Origin of the sequence: Streptomyces sp. NPDC053542 (genome assembly GCF_044544685.1) — a bacterium.
Taxonomy (GTDB): domain Bacteria; phylum Actinomycetota; class Actinomycetes; order Streptomycetales; family Streptomycetaceae; genus Streptomyces.
The window spans coordinates 156363-175603 of the sequence record NZ_JBITXL010000012.1 but is presented as its reverse complement, the minus strand read 5'-3'; the positions used below and the strand labels follow the sequence as shown (position 1 = coordinate 175603).

13 protein-coding genes are annotated in these 19241 nt (G+C 71.8%); 6 read left to right on the top strand and 7 right to left on the bottom strand.

Going from position 1 to position 19241, the window contains the following annotated elements; all coding sequences use genetic code 11:
• The first annotated feature begins 564 nt into the window (after nt 1-564).
• Both ACIGXO_RS29955 and ACIGXO_RS29950 read left to right on the top strand, forming a co-directional pair.
• Nucleotides 565-1293, top strand: coding sequence for a maleylpyruvate isomerase family mycothiol-dependent enzyme (locus tag ACIGXO_RS29955; RefSeq protein ID WP_399793014.1), 729 nt, complete (start codon nt 565-567; stop codon nt 1291-1293).
• 74 nt (nt 1294-1367) lie between these two features.
• Nucleotides 1368-2024 carry an MBL fold metallo-hydrolase gene (locus tag ACIGXO_RS29950; RefSeq protein ID WP_399793012.1) on the top strand — a complete coding sequence of 219 codons (657 nt, stop codon included), beginning with the start codon at nt 1368-1370 and terminating at the stop codon, nt 2022-2024.
• A 114-nt stretch (nt 2025-2138) separates the two neighbouring features.
• On the opposite strand, the gene ACIGXO_RS29945 is transcribed toward ACIGXO_RS29950, so the two are convergent.
• Both ACIGXO_RS29945 and uvrB read right to left on the bottom strand, forming a co-directional pair.
• Nucleotides 2139-3143: a TerC family protein gene (locus tag ACIGXO_RS29945; protein ID WP_399793010.1), complete on the bottom strand. Its 1005-nt coding sequence runs from the start codon at nt 3141-3143 to the stop codon at nt 2139-2141.
• Nucleotides 3144-3461: 318 nt separating this feature from the next.
• Nucleotides 3462-5612, bottom strand: coding sequence for an excinuclease ABC subunit UvrB (uvrB, locus tag ACIGXO_RS29940; RefSeq protein WP_399793008.1), 2151 nt, complete (start codon nt 5610-5612; stop codon nt 3462-3464).
• A 489-nt stretch (nt 5613-6101) separates the two neighbouring features.
• On the opposite strand from uvrB, the gene ACIGXO_RS29935 reads away from it, so the two are divergent.
• The 3 genes from ACIGXO_RS29935 (at nt 6102) to ACIGXO_RS29925 (ending at nt 8270) form a co-directional block, all read left to right on the top strand.
• Complete coding sequence (locus tag ACIGXO_RS29935) at nt 6102-6998, top strand: glycerophosphodiester phosphodiesterase (protein ID WP_399793006.1); 897 nt, start codon at nt 6102-6104, stop codon at nt 6996-6998.
• Between the two features lie 149 nt (nt 6999-7147).
• Nucleotides 7148-7654, top strand: coding sequence for a methylated-DNA--[protein]-cysteine S-methyltransferase (locus ACIGXO_RS29930; RefSeq protein WP_399793308.1), 507 nt, complete (start codon nt 7148-7150; stop codon nt 7652-7654).
• 64 nt (nt 7655-7718) lie between these two features.
• Nucleotides 7719-8270 (top strand): DUF1697 domain-containing protein, encoded by a 552-nt coding sequence (locus tag ACIGXO_RS29925; RefSeq protein ID WP_399793004.1) that lies wholly within the window; start codon nt 7719-7721, stop codon nt 8268-8270.
• Between the two features lie 25 nt (nt 8271-8295).
• Here the strand turns inward: ACIGXO_RS29925 and ACIGXO_RS29920 are convergent, their stop codons facing one another.
• The 5 genes from ACIGXO_RS29920 to ACIGXO_RS29900 all read right to left on the bottom strand — a co-directional run bounded on the left by ACIGXO_RS29920 (nt 8296) and on the right by ACIGXO_RS29900 (nt 17003).
• A complete protein-coding gene (locus tag ACIGXO_RS29920) occupies nt 8296-8751 on the bottom strand; it encodes a type II toxin-antitoxin system PemK/MazF family toxin (protein WP_399793002.1) in 456 nt (151 codons plus the stop codon).
• Between the two features lie 95 nt (nt 8752-8846).
• Nucleotides 8847-9494, bottom strand: a complete 648-nt coding sequence (locus ACIGXO_RS29915) for a uridine kinase (RefSeq protein WP_399792999.1) — start codon at nt 9492-9494, stop codon at nt 8847-8849.
• A gap of 247 nt (nt 9495-9741) precedes the next feature.
• Nucleotides 9742-11613, bottom strand: coding sequence for a helicase-associated domain-containing protein (locus tag ACIGXO_RS29910; protein ID WP_399792997.1), 1872 nt, complete (start codon nt 11611-11613; stop codon nt 9742-9744).
• 159 nt (nt 11614-11772) lie between these two features.
• The gene (locus ACIGXO_RS29905; RefSeq protein WP_399792995.1) at nt 11773-14049 is read right to left on the bottom strand and encodes an SWIM zinc finger family protein; all 2277 of its coding nucleotides are present in this window, start codon (nt 14047-14049) and stop codon (nt 11773-11775) included.
• Nucleotides 14046-17003, bottom strand: coding sequence for a DEAD/DEAH box helicase (locus ACIGXO_RS29900; protein ID WP_399792993.1), 2958 nt, complete (start codon nt 17001-17003; stop codon nt 14046-14048). The genes ACIGXO_RS29905 and ACIGXO_RS29900 overlap by 4 nt, the downstream gene beginning before the upstream one ends.
• A 297-nt stretch (nt 17004-17300) precedes the next feature.
• On the opposite strand from ACIGXO_RS29900, the gene ACIGXO_RS29895 reads away from it, so the two are divergent.
• Nucleotides 17301-19019: a UvrD-helicase domain-containing protein gene (locus tag ACIGXO_RS29895; protein ID WP_399792991.1), complete on the top strand. Its 1719-nt coding sequence runs from the start codon at nt 17301-17303 to the stop codon at nt 19017-19019.
• The last annotated feature ends 222 nt before the right edge of the window (nt 19020-19241 follow it).

The window sequence follows — 19241 nt, the reverse complement described above, 5'->3', positions numbered from 1 at the left end:
GGTCGGCACCTTTCGTGAGAGGAGCGGGGTGCCGCGCACCCCCGCCCCAGGGTATGGGGGCCGCCGCGGCAATGTCTGTCGATGTCGTTTCGATGCCACACACGAGCCTATAGCACGTGCATTCGATTTACGGTCTCCGCCGAACGGCTTCACCCGAAGGTGTGGCCGAACGGCGTCCCGCTGACGCGAAGGCGCCGGTGCCCCGGCGCACGACCGCGGAGCGGGCCTGCTGCACGGCGGAACCGGACGCCTGGTCCCGCCGCGCCGAACGCCTTGCGCACGACGGCGCCGGACGCCGGATCCCACCGCGTCCTTCACGGTAACGCCGGGGTCTGACAACGCCGGTTCCCGAACCGATCACAGCCCCACTGAGCTGCGCATATACGCCCGAGGACCGACGAGCGCGCAGCCGCGGACACCTCGTCGGCCCGGCCTGCCGCACCCCTCCCGCAACACCGGAAGCGGCCCGGCCCTTCCCCTGCCGCGTGCCCGGACCCCCGCGCGCTCCCGGCTGGCGACGTGCGCCGACTCCCGCCGTGACGGTGCTGGCGCTAGCTTCGGACCATGACCGACACCGCACAGGAATTCGCGTACGACGCGGCAGCCGTCCACGCCGCCACCGACCGCCTGCTGGTCTCCGTGGCCAAGCTCGACGACGAAGCCGTCGGGGAGCCGTCCCTGCTGCCCGGCTGGTCCCGCGGCCATGTGCTCGCCCACCTCGCCCGTAACGCCGACGCGCTCGCCAACCTCTTCGCGTGGGCGCGTACGGGCGTCCGCACGCCCATGTACGCCACCCCCGAAGCCCGCGACGCCGACATCGAGCGGGACGCCGACCGGCCGCTGGCAGCCCACCTGGAAGACCTGCGGGCCAGCGCCGAGCGCTGGGAGACGGCCTGCTCGGCCCTGGGGCCCGAGCGCCTGTCGTACGAGGTGGAGATGCGCAACGGCGTCGTCGAGCGTGCCGGGCGGCTGCCCTTCCGCCGGCTCGCCGAGGTCGAGCTGCACCACGTGGACCTCGGCGTCGGTTACACGGTCGAGCACCTGGCGACGGAGTACGTGGACGCCGAGCTGGCCTTCCTCGCGGAGCAGCGGCTGAAGGGGAACCCGGACGTCGCCGCACTGGAGCTGCGTACCGACGACGGACGGAGCTGGCGGACGGGCCGCGCCGACGGCACCCCGCTCACCGTCAGCGGCTCCCCGGCGGCGCTCGTCGGCTGGCTCACCGGCCGCTCCAGGGGCACCGGTCTCACCACCGCCGGCGGCGCCGCCCTGCCCGAGCTGCCGGACCGCTGACCGGGCGTCGGCCGGTACCGCGGTAGGCCCCCCGGAGGCGATGCTTCCAGGGCCCCGGCCAGTAGGCTGCGGGCATGGCGTACACCGGAGCAGTCAAGGTCGGCGGACCGGCCGACGTACACGAGCTGACCGATCTGATGATCTCCAAGGTCGCGGTCGGTCCGATGAACAACAACGCCTACCTGCTGCGCTGCCGCGCGACCGACACGCAGGTGCTGATCGACGCCGCCGCGGAGCCGGACACGCTCCTCGGGCTGATCGGCCGGAGCGGTATCACCTCGGTCATCACGACGCACCAGCACGGCGACCACTGGCAAGCACTCGGCGAGGTCGTCGAGCGGACCGGCGCCCGCACCTTCGCCGGCCGCTACGACGCCGAGGGCATTCCCGTACCGACGGACGTCCTGGTCGACGACGGCGACACCATCAGCGTCGGACGGGTCACGCTCACCGCCCGCCACCTGGTCGGCCACACCCCCGGCAGCATCGCCCTGGTCTACGACGACCCGCACGGCCACCCGCACCTCTTCACGGGCGACTGCCTCTTCCCCGGCGGGGTCGGCAACACCCGCGGCAACGCGAAGGACTTCGCCAGCCTGATCGACGACGTCGAGAACAAGCTCTTTGCGCAGCTGCCGGACGAGACCTGGGTGTACCCGGGCCACGGCGCGGACACCACGCTCGGCGCCGAGCGCCCGCACCTCGCGGAGTGGCGCGAGCGGGGCTGGTAACAGCCGGCAGCGGCCGGCAACGGCCACCGGAAAACGACGAGCGCGCGGTGTACGGGCGAGGGCCCGCACACCGCGCGCTGTCTGTCCGCCGACCTGCGCGCCGGCGTCTCGGGCTCAGGCGCCTATCGAGTCCTTGTCCTTGTCCGTCGGCCCGCCGGCGGCCGCCTCGGCCCGCGCCTGCTTCTTCGACGCGCGCAGGCTGGTGATCGTCGTGATGATCAGCACGGCGCAGATGACGCCCAGCGAGACCGGGATGCTGATCTCCGGGACGTGCACCCCGGACTCGTGCAGCGCGTGCAGCACCAGCTTCACGCCGATGAAGCCGAGGATCACCGACAGACCGTACGAGAGGTGGACCAGCTTCTTCAGCAGTCCGCCGATGAGGAAGTACAGCTGCCGCAGACCCATCAGGGCGAAGGCGTTGGCCGTGAAGACGATGTACGGGTCCTGGGTGAGGCCGAAGATCGCGGGGATCGAGTCCAGCGCGAAGAGGACGTCGGTGGTGCCGATCGCCAGCATGACGATCAGCATCGGCGTCATCAGGCGCTTGCCGTTCTCCACGATGAACAGCTTCGTGCCGTGGTACTTGTCGGTCGACGGGAAGCGCCGCTCGACCATCTTCAGGAAGCGGTTCTCCTCGAACTCCTCGTCCTCCTCCTCGGCGCGCGCCTCCTGGATGAGCTTCCAGGCCGTCCAGATGAGGAAGGCGCCGAAGATGTAGAAGACCCAGGAGAAGTTGGCGATGATCGCCGCGCCGGCGCCGATGAACACGGCCCGCAGCACGAGCGCTATCAGCACGCCGACCATCAGCACCCGCTGCTGGTATATCGACGGCACCGCGAACTTCGCCATGATCAGGACGAAGACGAAGAGGTTGTCGACGCTCAGCGACTTCTCGGTGATGAAGCCGGCGAAGAACTCACCGGCCGGCTGTCCGCCGCCGAACAGCAAGAGCCCGAGCCCGAAGAGGGCGGCGAGCGCGATCCAGACGCCGGTCCAGATACCGGCTTCCTTGATGCTCACGTCGTGCGGCTTGCGGCCGCCGATGAAGAAATCGGCGGCGATGAGGGCGCACAGACCAAGAATGGTCAGCACCCACAGGGTCAGGGAAACGTCCACTGCTCCTCCGGCAGGTCGTAACAACACAAACAGCGTCGTCGCTGCCGGAGGTCTCTTCCGCCCCGAAGGGCCGGCGCCCCGGGATCTCCAACCGATCCGTGATGACGGGTACGCCGCAGGCGGGAATACTCCCCTCCGCACAAAAGAGCGTAAAGGAACGCCATGGAAAAGTAAAGAGTTAGGCAAAACGCCAGGTCAAGGGCTATGTGCCGGGGGACGTCGGCGGAGTGGTGCGGCCTCTCCGCAGACGCGCCGGTGGGCGTACGCGCTCAGCCCGTACGCCCACCGGATCCCCGCTGCCCCGCTCCCCCGTTCTCGTTACTTCAGCCCGGCCTCCCGCATCTGGCGCAGCTCCTTCTTCAGCTCGCTCACCTCGTCGCGCAGCCGGGCGGCGACCTCGAACTGGAGCTCCGCGGCGGCCGCCCGCATGCGGTCCGTCATCTCCTCGATCATCTCGGCCAGCTCGGCGGCGGGCCGGTCCGTCGGCACGTCGTCCGCGGCCTTGCCCTTCGCGCCCTTCTTGGCGCCCTTGCCGGCCTTCTCCGCGGCGCCGCCCAGCGCCGGCACCGGGGCCTTGGCGCCCTTGCCGTCGGCCGCCTTGCGGTACCCCGTGCCCAGCAGCTCCTGCGTGTCGACGTCCTCGCGCGCGATCGTCGCGACGATGTCGTTGATCTTCTTGCGGAGCGGCTGCGGGTCGATGCCGTTCGCCTTGTTGTACGCGAGCTGCTTCTCGCGGCGCCGGTTGGTCTCGTCGATGGCCTTCGCCATCGCCGGGGTGACCTTGTCCGCGTACATATGGACCTGGCCCGAGACGTTGCGCGCCGCACGGCCGATCGTCTGGATCAGGGACGTGCCGGACCGGAGGAAGCCCTCCTTGTCGGCGTCGAGGATCGCCACCAGGGAGACCTCGGGCAGGTCCAGGCCCTCCCGGAGGAGGTTGATGCCGACCAGGACGTCGTACTCGCCGGCCCGCAGCTCACGGAGCAGCTCCACCCGGCGCAGCGTGTCCACGTCGCTGTGCAGATAGCGCACCTGGATGCCGAGCTCCAGGAAGTAGTCCGTGAGGTCCTCGGCCATCTTCTTGGTGAGGGTCGTGACCAGGACGCGCTCGTCCTTCTCGGTGCGCGTGCGGATCTCGTGGACCAGGTCGTCGATCTGCCCGTCGGTGGGCTTGACGACCACCTCCGGGTCGACGAGGCCGGTCGGGCGGATGATCTGCTCCACGTGGCCGTCGCCGCGCGAGAGCTCGTACGGCCCGGGGGTCGCGGAGAGGTAGACGGCCTGCCCGATGCGCTCCTGGAACTCCTCCCACTTCAGCGGGCGGTTGTCCAGCGCGGACGGCAGCCGGAAGCCGTGGTCGACCAGGGTCCGCTTCCGGGAGGCGTCGCCCTCGTACATCGCGCCGATCTGCGGCACCGTGACGTGCGACTCGTCGATGACCAGGAGGAAGTCCTCCGGGAAGTAGTCGAGGAGGGTGTTCGGCGCGGAGCCCCGCTCGCGGCCGTCGATGTGCAGCGAGTAGTTCTCGATGCCGGAGCACGTGCCGATCTGGCGCATCATCTCGATGTCGTACGTGGTCCGCATCCGCAGCCGCTGCGCCTCCAGCAGCTTGCCCTGCTTCTCCATCAGGGCGAGCTGCTCGGCGAGCTCGGCCTCGATGCCGGCGATCGCCTTCTCCATGCGCTCGGGGCCCGCCACATAGTGGCTCGCGGGGAAGACGTACAGCTGCTGGTCGTCGCTGATGACCTCGCCGGTCAGCGGGTGCAGGGTCGACAGCGCCTCGATCTCGTCGCCGAACATCTCGATGCGGACGGCCAGCTCTTCGTAGACCGGGAAGATCTCGATGGTGTCGCCGCGCACCCGGAAGGTGCCGCGGGTGAACGCCACGTCGTTGCGCGTGTACTGGATGTCGACGAAGCGGCGCAGCAGCTGGTCGCGGTCGATCTCCTCGCCGACCTTCAGGGGCACCATCCGGTCGACGTACTCCTGGGGCGTGCCCAGGCCGTAGATGCAGGACACGGAGGAGACCACGATCACGTCCCGCCGGGTGAGCAGCGAATTGGTCGCGGAGTGGCGCAGCCGCTCGACCTCTTCGTTGATCGAGGAGTCCTTCTCGATGTACGTGTCGGACTGCGGGACGTACGCCTCGGGCTGGTAGTAGTCGTAGTACGAGACGAAGTACTCGACGGCGTTGTTCGGCAGCAGCTCGCGGAATTCGTTGGCGAGCTGGGCCGCGAGGGTCTTGTTCGGCGCCATGACGAGGGTCGGGCGCTGCAGCTTCTCGATCATCCACGCGGTCGTCGCCGACTTGCCGGTGCCGGTCGCGCCCAGCAGGACGACGTCCTTCTCACCACCGCGGATGCGCTGCTCGAGCTCGGCGATGGCCGCCGGCTGGTCACCGCTGGGCTGGTACGGGCTGACGACCTCGAAAGGCGCCACCGTGCGTTCGATCTGGGAAACGGGCCGCATGGAACCCACCGTACGACCCACCACTGACAACCGGCGTCCATAACGCCGGCGCCGACGCCGCGGAAGCGTCCGCACACCCGCCGTCACGAGGCACTTCTCGCTTCACCACACTGTTTCTGCCCGCGGCGGCCCTGCCGGTCACCGGCTCCCCGGGGCTCCCTCCGGCCTCCCTGGCCGCCCCTCCGGCGCTCACTCGGGGTGGCGCGACCGCACGCAAGAGGTGAACCGGCCAAAGCCGCCCGTTACCCAAAAGGCGACGATCTGCCACCAGGCGCCCCGGAACAGCGGTCAAGCGCTGGTTTCCCCGGCCTTGGCCAGAAACTCCGTTGCGTGATCATGCCGTCCAAATCGTCCCCGTACGGTCCCAAACCCGGGACACACGACACTTCTCGTTCAATTTATGTCCATCCCTGACCTATCTTCCAGTACACCGCCGCTGGGAACCTGCCGCCGACCGCCCCCCACAGACGTCGAATCCGAGGAGTCCGTATGCACATTCGGCCTGCCGCCGCCGCTGCCGGCGCGCTCGTGGGGCTGACGTCGCTCTGCCTCCCCGCTGCCACCGCCCAGGCCGCGGACCACCCGCACAGACCGGTCACCGTCGCGCACAGAGGAGCCTCGGCCTACGCCCCCGAGAACACCGTCGCCGCCATCGACGCCGCGCACCGTATGGGCGTCGCCTGGGTGGAGAACGACGTCCAGCGCACCAAGGACGGCAAGTTGATCGTCATGCACGACACGACGCTCAACCGCACGACCAACGTCGAGGAGCTGTACCCCGACCGGGCTCCGTGGAAGATCTCCGACTTCACCCTCGGCGAGATCGAGAAGCTGGACGCGGGCAGCTGGTTCGACGCGAAGTTCAAGGGCGAGCGGGTCCCCACGCTCGAGCGCTACATGGACGCGGTCAGCCACAACGACCAGAAGCTGCTGATGGAGCTGAAGTCGCCCGAGCTCTACCCGGGCATCGAGGCGCAGGTCCTGCGGCAGCTGCGGGAGGAGGGCTGGCTGGACCGCCAGCACGTGAAGCACCGGCTGATCATCCAGAGCTTCAACGCCGACTCGGTCAAGAAGGTGCACGAACTCCGCCCGGCCCTCAAGACGGGCTTCCTCGGTACGCCGGCCATCGCCGACCTGCCCAAGTACGCCGAGTTCACCGACCAGATCAACCCCAGCTACAAGACGATCAACATGGCCTACGTGTCGGCCGTGCACGCGTTCCAGGGCGCGCACGGGCGCCCGCTGGAGGTCTACACCTGGACCGTCAACGACGCGGACACGGCCAAGAAGGTCGCGAGCTGGGGCGTCGACGGCATCATCACCAACACCCCGGACGTCGTGCGGAACGCTCTGAAGAACTCCGGGTTCCTGGTCCCGGCCGCGTAAGCCGCCGCACCCCGGAGGTGCTCACGGCTTCACCGGCTTCTCCACGGCGATTGTCAGTGGGGGGGTTCTAGGCTGAAGCCGTGACCATTTCCGAGGATCAGACGATTTCCGGGGAGCGCGAGAGGCCGCCGCGCGACTGGGCCTGGCGCATGCTGGAGACTCCCATCGGCCCGCTCCTGCTCGCGGGCACCGACGCCGGCCTGGCCCTGGTCGTCTTCCACGCCGACGACAGGGCCAGGACCAGGTCGCTCGCCCGGCTGCGCGGCGCGTTCGGCGCCGAGCCGGTCGCCGCGATACCGGCGGTGGAGACGGCCGCCGCGGAGCTCGTCGCGTACTTCGCCGGTGAGCTGCGGGACTTCACGGTGCCGCTGGACTGGTCGCTCTCCTCGGGATTCAACGAGCGGGTGCTGCGCGAGCTGGCCGCCCGCGTGCCGTACGGCACGGTCGTCGGCTACCAGGACCTGGCCGACCGGGTCGGCGAGCCGGGCGCCGCCCGCGCGGTCGGCGCGGCCATGGGCTCCAATCCGCTGCCGGTCGTCGTGCCGTGCCACCGCGTCGTGGAGAGCGGCGGCGGGCTCGGCGGCTTCGGCGGCGGCCTGGAGACCAAGCGGCAGCTCCTGGCCCTGGAAGGAGTGCTGCCGCAGCCGCTCTTCTGAACGGAGGGGCCGCTCTGAACCGGAGGGGCCGCTCTTGCCTGCCTCCCTGTGAAAGGTCCCGCTCATGTCCCGTCAGGTCGCCCTGCTCCGCGGCATCAACGTCGGAGGGCACCACAAGTTCCCCGTGGCGCAGCAGCGCGCACTGATGGCGGAGCTGGGCTACGACGACGTCACCGTCCTCCTCCAGACCGGCAACATCGTCTTCGCCGACCCCGGCGTCCCTCCGGAGGAGACCGCGCGTGCCCTGGAGGCCGGTTTCGCGGCCGCGCTGGGCTTCTCCGTACCGGTCATGGTCCGCACCCGCGACGACATCGCCGCCGCCGTCGCGGCCAACCCGTTCCCGGAGGCGGTGGCGGAGCCCAAGACGCTGCACGTCACCTTCCTGTCGGAGCCGCCCGCCGACACGGCCCCGCTGGACGCCCTGGACCCGGCCGGGTACGCGCCCGACACCTTCCGGCTGCTCGGCCGCGAGCTGTACCTCTGGTGCCCGGAGGGCATCGGGCGTTCGAGGCTGGCCGCGGCCGTCACCGCGGCGAGCCTCAAGCTGGGCGTCACGGCCACCGCCCGCAACTGGAACACCGTCAACAAGATCCTGGCCGTGGCCGACGGCGGGTGACGCCCCGGCACGCGCACGGTTCAGCTCAGCGCCAGCCGTAACGCTCCCGCAGCCGGTTCACGACCAGGTTGAAGCGGCCCCGGTCCAGCGCGCAGGCTTCCCGCCGCATCCCCTCCGGATGCACCCTCAGCACCCGGTCGAGGGCGATCCACGAGGGGCGCCCGGCGCGGTCCCAGGGCCCGGAGCCGATCGCCACCCACTCCCGGTCGTCGTGCCGCTTGCTGGACAGCTGCACGGCGAGCAGGGTGCCCGCCCGCTCGCGGGCGACGACCAGCACGGGCCGGTCCTTGCCGCGCCCGTCGTTCTCCTCGTACGGGACCCAGGTCCACACGATCTCGCCGGGGTCCGGGTCGCCGTCGGGGTCCGGCGCGTACACCGTCCGGACCGCACCGACCGTCCGCGGCCGCGCCTCCACGGTCGCCGTCGCTCCGGTGCTGCCCGGCAGCGCCGCCACCCGTTCGCCCACTTCATCGATTGTCATGGCCTCACGGTAACGGGCTGTGGATCAAGGCCGGTGAGGCCCCGTCAGCGCCCCGACCGGTTCAGTTGCCGCCCTACCGCCTCGCCCTGCCCGTCCTACCGTCGCGGGCCGATACCGCTCCACGCCGGGCGGCGCGGATCATCGGCCCGTACGACGACGTCGGCGGCCTCCCTGGGGTCCACCTCCGCCTCGTACCGCGCGAACGCCGGCAACGTCCACCGCTCGCCCGCCTCCGTGCGCCGCTCCAGCGCGCCCGGCGACAGCCCGAGGTGCACGGTCAGGTCGAACGGGAACCACTGCCCGAGCAGCAGCGGCCCGTGCAGGATCAGCACGCCGCCGGGCGGCAGCCCTACGTACGCGCTGCGCGTCGCCCGGTCCCGCTCCGGGTCCCACAGGTCCGGGAGCACCCGGCCGCTGCCCCCGGCCTCCAGCGGGTTGAACACCTCCCGCCACAGCGCCTGCCGGTCGAACCACTCGTCGTAGTACGCGTCCGGATCATGCCGCCCGTACTCCAGACGCAGCGACGCCGGCCGCAGGAACCCGTACGCACCGCTCTTCTGTACGAAACGGCCGCGCAGCCGCAGCGCTTCGGCGAGCCGTCCGGCCAGCTCCCCGGGGCGCGCCGCGGGGGCCGCGTCGATACCCACCCGCAGCCAGGGACTGCCATCCCGTGCTGTCAGGCCCGCCACCTCCTCGGCGAGCGCGTCGGTCAGCCGTTCCCAGGTGATCGCTTCGAGCCGCACGCCGTCATTCTGCCGCCGCTCCGCCTCGTACGTCACTGATCTGCGCGTCACTGACCTGCACGTCGTTGACCTGCACGTCGTTGACCTCCGGCGCCGTGTCGTTGATCATGAAGCGGGAGGCTCTCCGGCCGCACGGACAGCCGGCCGGCGGGCTTCCTCCCTTCAGAGCGCTCCACGAGACATCTTCAGCCGTCCAAGAGGCGCCGCCAGCCCTCCAGGAGACGCCGTCAGCCGTCCAGGAGGCCCGTCAGCCGTCCAAGAGACGCCGGGCCAGGGCAAGGTGATCGGTGGGCTTCCGGAGCGGCGCCTGGCTGCGGTGCGCAGCCGTGCGTTCGACGACGGTCGTACCGGTCTCGGCTTCGAGGGCCGGGGCGTAACCGGCCGCACGCAGGGCCTCCAGGGTGGGGCCCGGCTCCTGCGCGCTGACGAGCACGGTCGGCGCGATCGCCCGCAGCCCGAGGTCACGCAGCGCCCGGTGGGCGGCCAGCTCCTGGACGAGCGCGGCGTCGTCGGAACGGATGCAGCAGCCGGCGCGTACGACCCGTATGCGCCCGTGCGTGCGCGCCGTGTCCTTGATCAGGTACGTCAGCGGGTGCGGCAGCGGTCCCGTGGCGGACGCCGCGGTGAGGTCGTCGATCAGCGCGTCGGCGGTGCGGCCCGCGTCCAGTGCCCGGCGGATGGAGGCGCCGCTGAACCGCCAGGCAGTGGCGCTGTCGTCGGACTCGCGGTCGGCGGCGAGCGCGAGCAGCGCGGACAGCTCGGCGGAGGGCGGCCCCGGCACGATGGCCGTCAGATCGCCCTGGAACAGGGCCTGTTCGAGCGGCGGAGGAAGCAGCGTACACAGCGCCGCGCGCAACGGGGCGGGGTCGGCTGCCGTCTCCGCACGGAGGAGCGCCCGGCCGACGGGCGTGAGCGTCCCGTAGGCGACGAGGCCCAGGAAGGCGGCCTCGTCGAGCGTGTGGGCGGCGCGCTCGAGGATCATCGGCTCGTCGGCGACGGCCAGCGGGCGGTGCCAGCCGGCGACCGCCACCAGAGGCCGCAGCGCCTCCAGTGACGAGGCGTCCGGGGCCGGGATCGGGACGCCGGGGCCGGACGCGGCCCGGCCACCGGTGGCCCTGTCCGTGCTGGTGGCGAGGGCGGCGAGCAAACCGTGGCGCAGGGCGGGCGCGCGGCGGTCGTCCCCGCGCTCCAGAGCGGTCGGGGTCTCCCCGAACGGCGTCCACGTGGCGATCGCCCAGTGCCGGGCCCAAGCCGTGAGGACCGGCAGCAGCCGCTCACCCGGCGGCAGCGCGAGCCAGTCGTCGTACCCGCTGGTGGGCAGCGCGACGGTACCGGTGGGCGTACGGCTCAGCGCGATCAGGTCGGCCGCCAGCGTGAGGTCGAGCAGGAGCCGGGTACGGGGCTCGGAGGTGCCGGCCGCCTTCGCCAGCCGCCGGATCTCGCGTACGGCGGGTCCGCCGGACCTGCGCAGCGCCGCGGGCTGCACCGCCAGCGCGGCGAGCAGCCGCTCCAGGGCCCCGGCCAGCGCGGTGGCCGCGGCCTGCGACTCGGCCGCCAGGGCCCGCTCCTCGACCGGTGCCGACGTGGCCGCCGGGGAAGCCGGCGAGGGCTCGGGCTCGAACACACCGAAGTCATGACCGCCGATCAGCTGCGCCGTGCGCGGCGGTACGACGACCCGGCCGTCCTCCGTCGGCGCGGCGAGCCCCGCCTCGTACAGCGTCTCCAACGCCGCCCCGACGGCCTCCCGGTCCTCACCGAACGCCGCGTACACGTCCGCCACCGGCACCGGCTCCGTCGCCAGATCCGGAAAGGCCAGGCTGTGGGCCATGAGGGACTGATAGCCGGCGCCCGGATCGGGGGCGGCCGGCCCGTGCGCGGCCTCCCGGGCGCGCCCCTGGCTGATCCGGGCGGTCGCGGCCAGCACCTGGAGGCTCGGCCGGTCGAGCCCCAGCACTACTTGGTGCAGCGTTTCGTACGACCACAAGGAGGCGGCGAGCTCGCGGAGCCGGGTCGGCGCGGGGCGGCGCGAGAGGGGCTCGGCGTGCCGGGCGAGGAGCGCGGCGAGCTGTTCGGGCGTGCGCCGCGCCAGAGCGTGGGTGAGTGTGTCGAGACCTTCCACGGGGTGACTCTCTTCGGTCGTCTCTTCGTCGTCTCTTCGTCGTCGCTTCGTCGGGTCTTCGTTGGGTCTTTGTCGGGTCTTCAGTCGCGTCTTCAGTCGCGTCAGTCGTCTGCTCGGCCGGCTGCTCGGCCGTCCAGTCTGTTCAGTCCTCTTGGTCCTCTACTCCGTGGCGAGGAGCGGGGTGAGAGCGCCCACGGGGTCGGCGTCGGGGCGTCCGGTGGGCCACCAGTCCTCGGCCCCGGGGTCGGATTCGTACGGATACCAGCGGCCATCGTGGCCGAAGCGCAGCTGTATGCCGCGGCCTGCGTCCGTGAGGTGGTTGTGCCGGGGCCGCAGCGAGGGGAGGTCGGCGACCGACAGGGCACTGCGGGCACGGTCGAAGTCACCGGCGGGCGGGTCCCACGTCGTCTCCAGGAGGCGGAGACCTTCCGGCCCGCCCTGCCGCCAGGCGGCCACGGCCCGCGCGACGTCGCTCACCGGGCGGTCGGTGGCCTCGGCGACGCCGCGGTAGATCTCCCTCGTGCTGGCGGTCAGCCCCGAGGTCGGGTGCGCCGCGGCGACCAGCCGGATCGCGTCCTCCCAGAGGGTACGGGCGGGGAACGGCGAGGCCGTGGCCCCGGCGGACGCATCACCGGGCGGGATGGGCGTTCCCTGGGCGGCGGTCAGGCAGGCCCGGGCCCTGGCGGCGGCATCGGCGGCCAACAGTTCGATGGCGGCCGGGCCGATGGCCGGGTCCTCGGCCGTCGGCAGGACCAGGGGCCGTCCCGGGTGGGCCGGGAGGGGCAGCGGTGGTGGCAGCGGCGGAAGGTCCCGCACTTGCAGGGCCGCACGGGCCGGTACTCCAGGGAGCGCCGCACGCGCCGCCCGTTCGGTGTGCGCGCTGTGCGTGGCGTTGCGCCGCGAGAGGTCGTCGAGCAGCTCCCGCTCGCCGCGTCCGCGCAGGAGGAGCAGTACGAAGGGGTCGGCGTCCAGAAGGCGCGCGGCCTGGAAGCAGAGCGCCGCGGCATGCTTGCACGGATGCCCGCGGTCGGGACACGAACAGTGCGGTACGAGATCCCCGGGGCCCGGCAGCAGCCGCACGCCCACCTCGTCCTGCCGCTCGGCCAGGGCCCGCGGCACCGTCCTGCCCAGCAGGGCCGCCAGGTGGGCGGGCCGGGCGGCGACGCCGTCGAGGAAGGCTTCCCACGCCGCGTCCGTGAAGGGCCGCAACCGGAGCTCGGCCCGGTACGGATACGGCCGGCTGCCCGTCACCGGAGCGGAGATACGGCCCGGCGCCACGGTGATCCGGCCGACGTGCCCGCCGCTCGCATAGTCCCGGCCGCGCGCGAGCCGCGCCGTGTCGAGCGCCGTGCTCTCCAGCGCGTCGAGCCATGCCCGGCCCCACCAGGTCTCGGCGAACTCCGCAGCGTCCCCGCCGCCGGCGGCCACCGCGGGGAACACCCGGGCCCGCCCTGCCGTACGAGTCGCCGCCTCGGGTCCGCCGCCCTGTGCGCTCCCGGTACTCCCGGTACTCCCCTCGCCGGGGCGATGCGCGCCCTTCAGCGCGTCCCCCAGGCTCCGAAGCCCCTGCCCCGACCGCTCCGTCGAGGTGAGCCGCTCGTCGGCTTCCGCCCGGCCGCTGGCGCGCGCCTCACCAACGCACTTCGTACCGACGGGCTTCCTGCCGGCGGACTTCCTGCCGACAGGCTTCCCGCCAGTGGGCTTCTCGGCTTCCCGCACCTCACCGGGGCGCGCCTTCTCCTGCCCCGCGCGTGCCACCGCTTGGCGAGCCCGCTCCGCAGCCGCGCTCCGGCGCACGGCCCCCTGCTCCGCGCCCTCGCTGGCCGCCCCCACGCCCTCCTCCGTCACCGGGGAGCCCTGCGTCGGCGACACCTGCGCCGCAGACGCCTCCCCGCGGGGCGCCCGCTTCTGGATCGACTGCTTCTGCTTCTGGACCGGCTGCTTCTGGGATGCCCGCACCCGGGCGCGCCTCGCTTCCCCGGCCGCCCGCTTCAGCGCCTGCCGGGCCAGCTCCGCCCCCTGGCTCCGGCTGTCCTCCCCGTCACCGGCCGCGCCCGCCGACGGGCCGTTGTCCGGCGCCGCGTCAGCCGGCTGCGGGGCCGGCTGTCCCGGCTCTTCCGCATCGCGAACGGCGCGCCCGGGCCCCTGCCCCGTACGCCGTACCGCCTGCCGCGCACGTTCGGCCGCCTCGCTCCGCCGCCCGGCCCCGGAGGCGGACCCGCCCCCCGGCCCGGGTTCCGCAGCCTCGTCAGCCCGCTGCGCACCGTCCCGTGTGTCCGCATCCCCCGACGCGTCCTCGGCGTCCCCGTCCCGGCTCGCCTCCGCGGCGGCCTCACGCGCCCGCGCGATGGCCCGGCCGCGCTCCAGCTCCCGGCGGACCCGCTCCAGCCCCTCACCCGCGGCCGCCGCCCCCTCGTGCTGCTCACCGCTGCTCATGCCGACCTCCTCAGCGTGACGAGGTCGGACAGTTCCGCGTCCGTGAGTTCGGTGAGGGCGGCCTCGCCCCCGGTGAGTACGGCCTCGGCCAAGGAACGCTTGGCGGCGAGCAGTTCGGCGATCCGGTCCTCCACCGTCCCCTCCGTGACGAGTCGGTGCACCTGGACGGGCTGTGTCTGCCCGATCCGGTAGGCCCGGTCGGTCGCCTGCTCCTCCACGGCCGGATTCCACCAGCGGTCGTAATGGATCACATGACCGGCGCGGGTGAGGTTCAGCCCCGTCCCCGCCGCCTTCAACGACAGCAGGAATACCGGGACTTCACCCGCCTGGAAACGGTCGACCATCGCCTCCCGCTGCGCGATCGGCGTCCCGCCGTGCAGCAGCTGAGTGGGCACGCCGCGGGCCCTGAGATGCTCCTCGAGAAGGCGCGCCATCTCCACGTACTGCGTGAAGACCAGCGCCGCGCCGTCCTCCGCGAGGATCGTGTCCAGCAGTTCGTCGAGCAGTTCGAGCTTCCCGGAGCGCGCTGTGAGGCCGGGCGCGGCCTCCTTGAGGTACTGCGCCGGGTGGTTGCAGATCTGTTTGAGCACCGTGAGCAGCTTCATCACCAAGCCGCGCCGCGCCATGCCGTCAGCGGCCTCGATACGGGCGAGCGTCTCGCGGACGGCCGCTTCGTACAGCGCCACCTGCTCGCGGCCGAGCGGCACCGGGTGGTCGGTCTCCGTCTTCGGGGGCAGCTCGGGGGCGATACCGGGGTCGGACTTCTTCCGCCGCAGGATGAAGGGCCGTACGAGCCGCGCGAGACGTTCCGCGGCGCCCGGCACCTCACCGCCTTCGATGTCGCGGGCGTGCAGCGCCCGGAAGGTCTTGAGCGGCCCGAGCAGCCCGGGTGTCGTCCAGTCGAGCAGGGCCCACAGCTCGGAGAGGTTGTTCTCCACGGGTGTGCCGGTGAGGGCGACCCGCGCGGGTGCCTTGATCGTGCGCAGCGCCTTGGCCGTGGTGGACTGCGGATTCTTCACATGCTGCGCCTCATCGGCGACGACCAGCCCCCAGGAACACTCGGCCAGCCTCTTGGCGCTGCTGCGCATCGTGCCGTACGTGGTGAGGACGAAGCCGCCCTTCAGATCGTCCAGGCTGCGGCCGGTGCCGTGGAAGCGCCGCACGGGGACGCCGGGGGCGAACCGCTCGATCTCCCGCTGCCAGTTCCCGAGCAGCGAGGCCGGACAGACCACGAGGGTGGGGTCGGGGTGGTCGCGGTGGAGGTGCAGCGCGATGGTGGTGACGGTCTTGCCCAGGCCCATATCGTCGGCGAGACAGCCGCCGAGCCCGAGTGCGGTCATTCGGTCCAGCCAGGCCAGACCACGGAGCTGGTAGTCCCGGAGGGTGGCGTGGAGACCGGGAGGCTTCTCCAGAGGCGCGGCGTCGGCAGTGAGGCGCGTACGGAGGTGGGCGAGCGCACCGAGCGGTACGACTTCGACGCGCTCCCCTTCGACCTCGGTCTCACCGGCCAACGTCACGGCGAGCGCCTCTGTGGGATCGAGGTATCCCAGCTCTCTCTTGCGTGCCTTGCGTACGAGGGCGGGGTCCACGAGCACCCACTGGTCGCGCAGCCGCACGAGGGGACGGTGCGCCTCTGCCAGTACGCTCATCTCCGCGTCGCTCAACGGGGAACCGCCGAGCGCCAGCTGCCATTCGAAGCGCAGCAGTCGCTCGGCATCGAAGAAGCCGAACCCGTCCGCCGCGGAACCGGGCGCCGGCCGCACGACAGCGGTGCTGGTCAGGCCCCGGGCCAGCTCCTTGGGCCAGTGGACCGCGACGCCCGCTGCCTTCAGGCGCGGCGCGGCATCACCCAGCAGCTCGTACAGCTCCTCCTCGTCGAGCGGCAGGACATCGGGGACGGGGCGGTCCAGCAGCCGGCCGAGCGGCGGCCAGACACGGGCCGCCCTGCGCAACGCGAGCAGCGCGTCCACCTGCGCGCGCGGCCCGAAGCCGTCGGGCGCCTCCCCCTCCCACAGCTGCCGCGCGTCCGCGACCAGCGTCGGGTCGGTGAGATGGCTGACCTGCAGAACCGCCGCCGCGGCCCCTGCCCTGCCCTCTTGTGTCTCCCTCCCCGTCTCCTCCGCTGCCTCTGGCTCCGTCTTCGTATCCCCCTCCGCCGAGATGTCGAACAGCTCCTGTGCCGACAGGTCCAGCCGCAGCGAGATCCGTACACCGCTGTCCACGCCCGCCGCGACCTCTGCCGCCCACTCCCGCGCGCCGGGCAACCGCTGTGGAACGGCCGCGGCGAACGGTGCGCCTGCCACATGCACCGCGGCCGGCGTACGTGGCAGGACATCGACGACCGCGTCGATGAAGGCACGCACCAGGGCGTTCGGTGCGTGCAGTTGGAGGGGCTTGCTGCCGGGCACGGGGACGGCATGGGCCTCGGCGGGCATGGCGGCGGCGATCGCCCGCAGCTGCGCGGCGTCCTCGGCGTCCAGCGGCCCGGCGCGCCAGGCGTCCACGTCATCAGCGGTGAGGCCCGGGAGCATGCGGCCGCGCGCCACCAGATGGAGCGCCTGCAAGGCGGCCGCTCCCCAGCATGCGGTCGCCGGATGCGCCGTCGGATCATGACGGGCGCGGACAAGCAGCGGGACGGCCTCACCGACGGTCAGTTCGAGCGCGGGAACCGTACGGCTGCGGACGGAGTTCCCGTGCCGCCGCACGACCTTCAGCTCCGTGGCTTCCGCCGCTCCCGAGGGCTCGGCCAGCGGCTCGCCGTCCGGACTCCAGAAGGCGATCTTCCCGGCTCGCGGCAGCTCGGCCGGCAGAAACACCGCCGCGTGCCGGATCACATCGTGCGACGCCGCGGCCGGGCTCGCGCCACGGTCGGGGAACGGCCCGGACGGCGCGGCGCCGGTCGGCCGGGCCTGCCCGGTCGCCTCCCGCGCGCTCATCTCCCGCCGTCCCGCCATGCCGTTCCGTTCGTGTCGTACTCCGACTCGTGAGTCTACGGTCGCCTCCATCACTCCCCCTCCCGCCTGCGGCGCGGCCGCTGCCGCGGAGCCGCGACCCTGCGTGAAAACCATGGAAGCAGACGGCACTGACAATCCCGCCAGAACGATCACCAAGCCAGTTATCCACAGGCAAAGCAGCTGGTCAAAAACTTCTTGCCCGCCGAGCCCAGCGATCCGCTACGGTTCAACCACCAGTCACTCACCGTAACTTCCGGTGTGTGCTCAGCGAGCAAGGCAGTCCCCCAGGAGACCCCCATGACCGACCACCTCCCCTCAGTCACCACCACGCCGGCAACATCCACGGCCCCCACCGCGCACAGGCGCACCCCCTGCACACCCCACGCCCGAAGCCGCCCACCGGACACGCACCACCGCGACGGCCCGGACGGCCCCACGCCTCGTACTCGACACTCCCCCACCTCCGAGCAACTGGCCGCCGCCGACGCCTTCCATGCGGGCGACCACCTCGTGCTCCAGGCCGGCGCGGGCACGGGCAAGACGACGACCTTGGCAATACTGGCCCGCAGCACGCGCCGCCCCGGCCGCTACCTCGCGTTCAACAAGGCCATCGCGCAGGACGCCGCCCGGCGCTTCCCCGCACACGTGACGTGCAGTACGGCCCATTCCCTGGCGTACGCGGCCGTGGGCCACCGGTTCCAGCGGCGGATGAACGCACCGCGGCAGGCAGGCTGGCGGACCGGCTCCGCCCTGGGCATCGACACCGACTTCCGGCTCCGTATCGGTACGCGAACGGTGAGCAGCAAGGCTCTCTCGTACACAGTCCTGCGCACCGTCACCGAGTTCTGCCGCTCGGCCGACCCGGTACTGAACCCTGCCCATGTCCCTCGCCTGCGCGGCGCCGAGTCCGACGCGTTGCACAGGCAGCTTGCGCACGCCGTCCTCCCGTACGCCCACAAGGCATGGGCCGACCTTCAGGACCCGGACCGGGGTGCCGTCCGCTTCGAGCACGATCACTACCTCAAGATGTGGGCACTGAGCGCACCGGTCATCGAGACCGATTTCCTGCTCCTCGACGAAGCCCAGGACACCAATCCCGTGGTCGAACAGGTCTTCAGCGCCCAACGTGCGCACGCTCAACTGGTACTCGTCGGCGACTCGGCGCAGGCGATCTACGGCTGGCGGGGCGCACGCGACGTGATGACCGGCTTCCGCGGCAGACAGCTCACGCTCTCCCAGTCGTTCCGGTTCGGGCCTGCGCTCGCGGCGGCGGCGAACCGATGGCTGGCGATCGTCGACGCCCCTGTCCGGCTCATCGGCTCGCCACTGATCGACAGCGAGCTGGGGCCCGTTCCCCGCCCCGACGCCGTGCTCTGCCGGTCGAATACGGGCGCGATGACAGAAGTCATAAGGCTGCTGTCGGACGGGCGCCGGGTGGCCCTGGCGGGTGGCGGCGACTCCCTGACAGCCCTGGCCCGGGCCGCGTACGAGCTCCAGCGCGGCAGCAGGACCGCTCACCCCGAGCTGGCTCTCTTCGAATCCTGGGAGGAGCTGAGGGAGTACGCCACCGCCGACCCGTCCGGCCGCGACCTCCTGCCGCTCGTCGAACTCCTCCACGAACACAGCGCGGAGAGCGTCCTCCGCGCACTGGGTTGCCTTTCGAGCGAGGACAGAGCCGAAATCACGGTGTCGACCGCCCATCGGGCGAAGGGCCGTGAGTGGCCGAGCGTACGCATCGCAGCCGACTTCACGGAGCCGGACGAGCTGGAGGAAACCGGCGAGGACGGAGAACCGCTGCCGGGCCCGGTCGACCTCGACGAGGCGCGGCTGGCGTATGTGGCGATCACCAGGGCGAGGAAGCGACTCGATCTGGGCGGACTGTCGTGGATCAACAGCCACCCGGCCGGGGATGCGCTCACACATGCTCATGCACCACGGACGGTAACGACACAGCCGTCGGGTACCGCGTCCCCGCGAGCCATCCAAAGTTATCCACAGGCTGGCCGGGAGGCGTGACGGACGGCCCGAACCGGAGGATCCTTAAGGCAGAGAAAGCCGCTCAGGTCGACGAAAAACCCAGGTCAGCCCGCAATGCCGTAACGCACCTGGCGGCCTCGTCGCCAGGTGCGCCCGGCCCAGCACCCCATCAACATCGAAGCGACCGGAGGCCAACAGGAGACAGACACGAAACGACCAAAGATGAGAGACAGAGAGTGACTGACCCGCCGGCGACGGCGA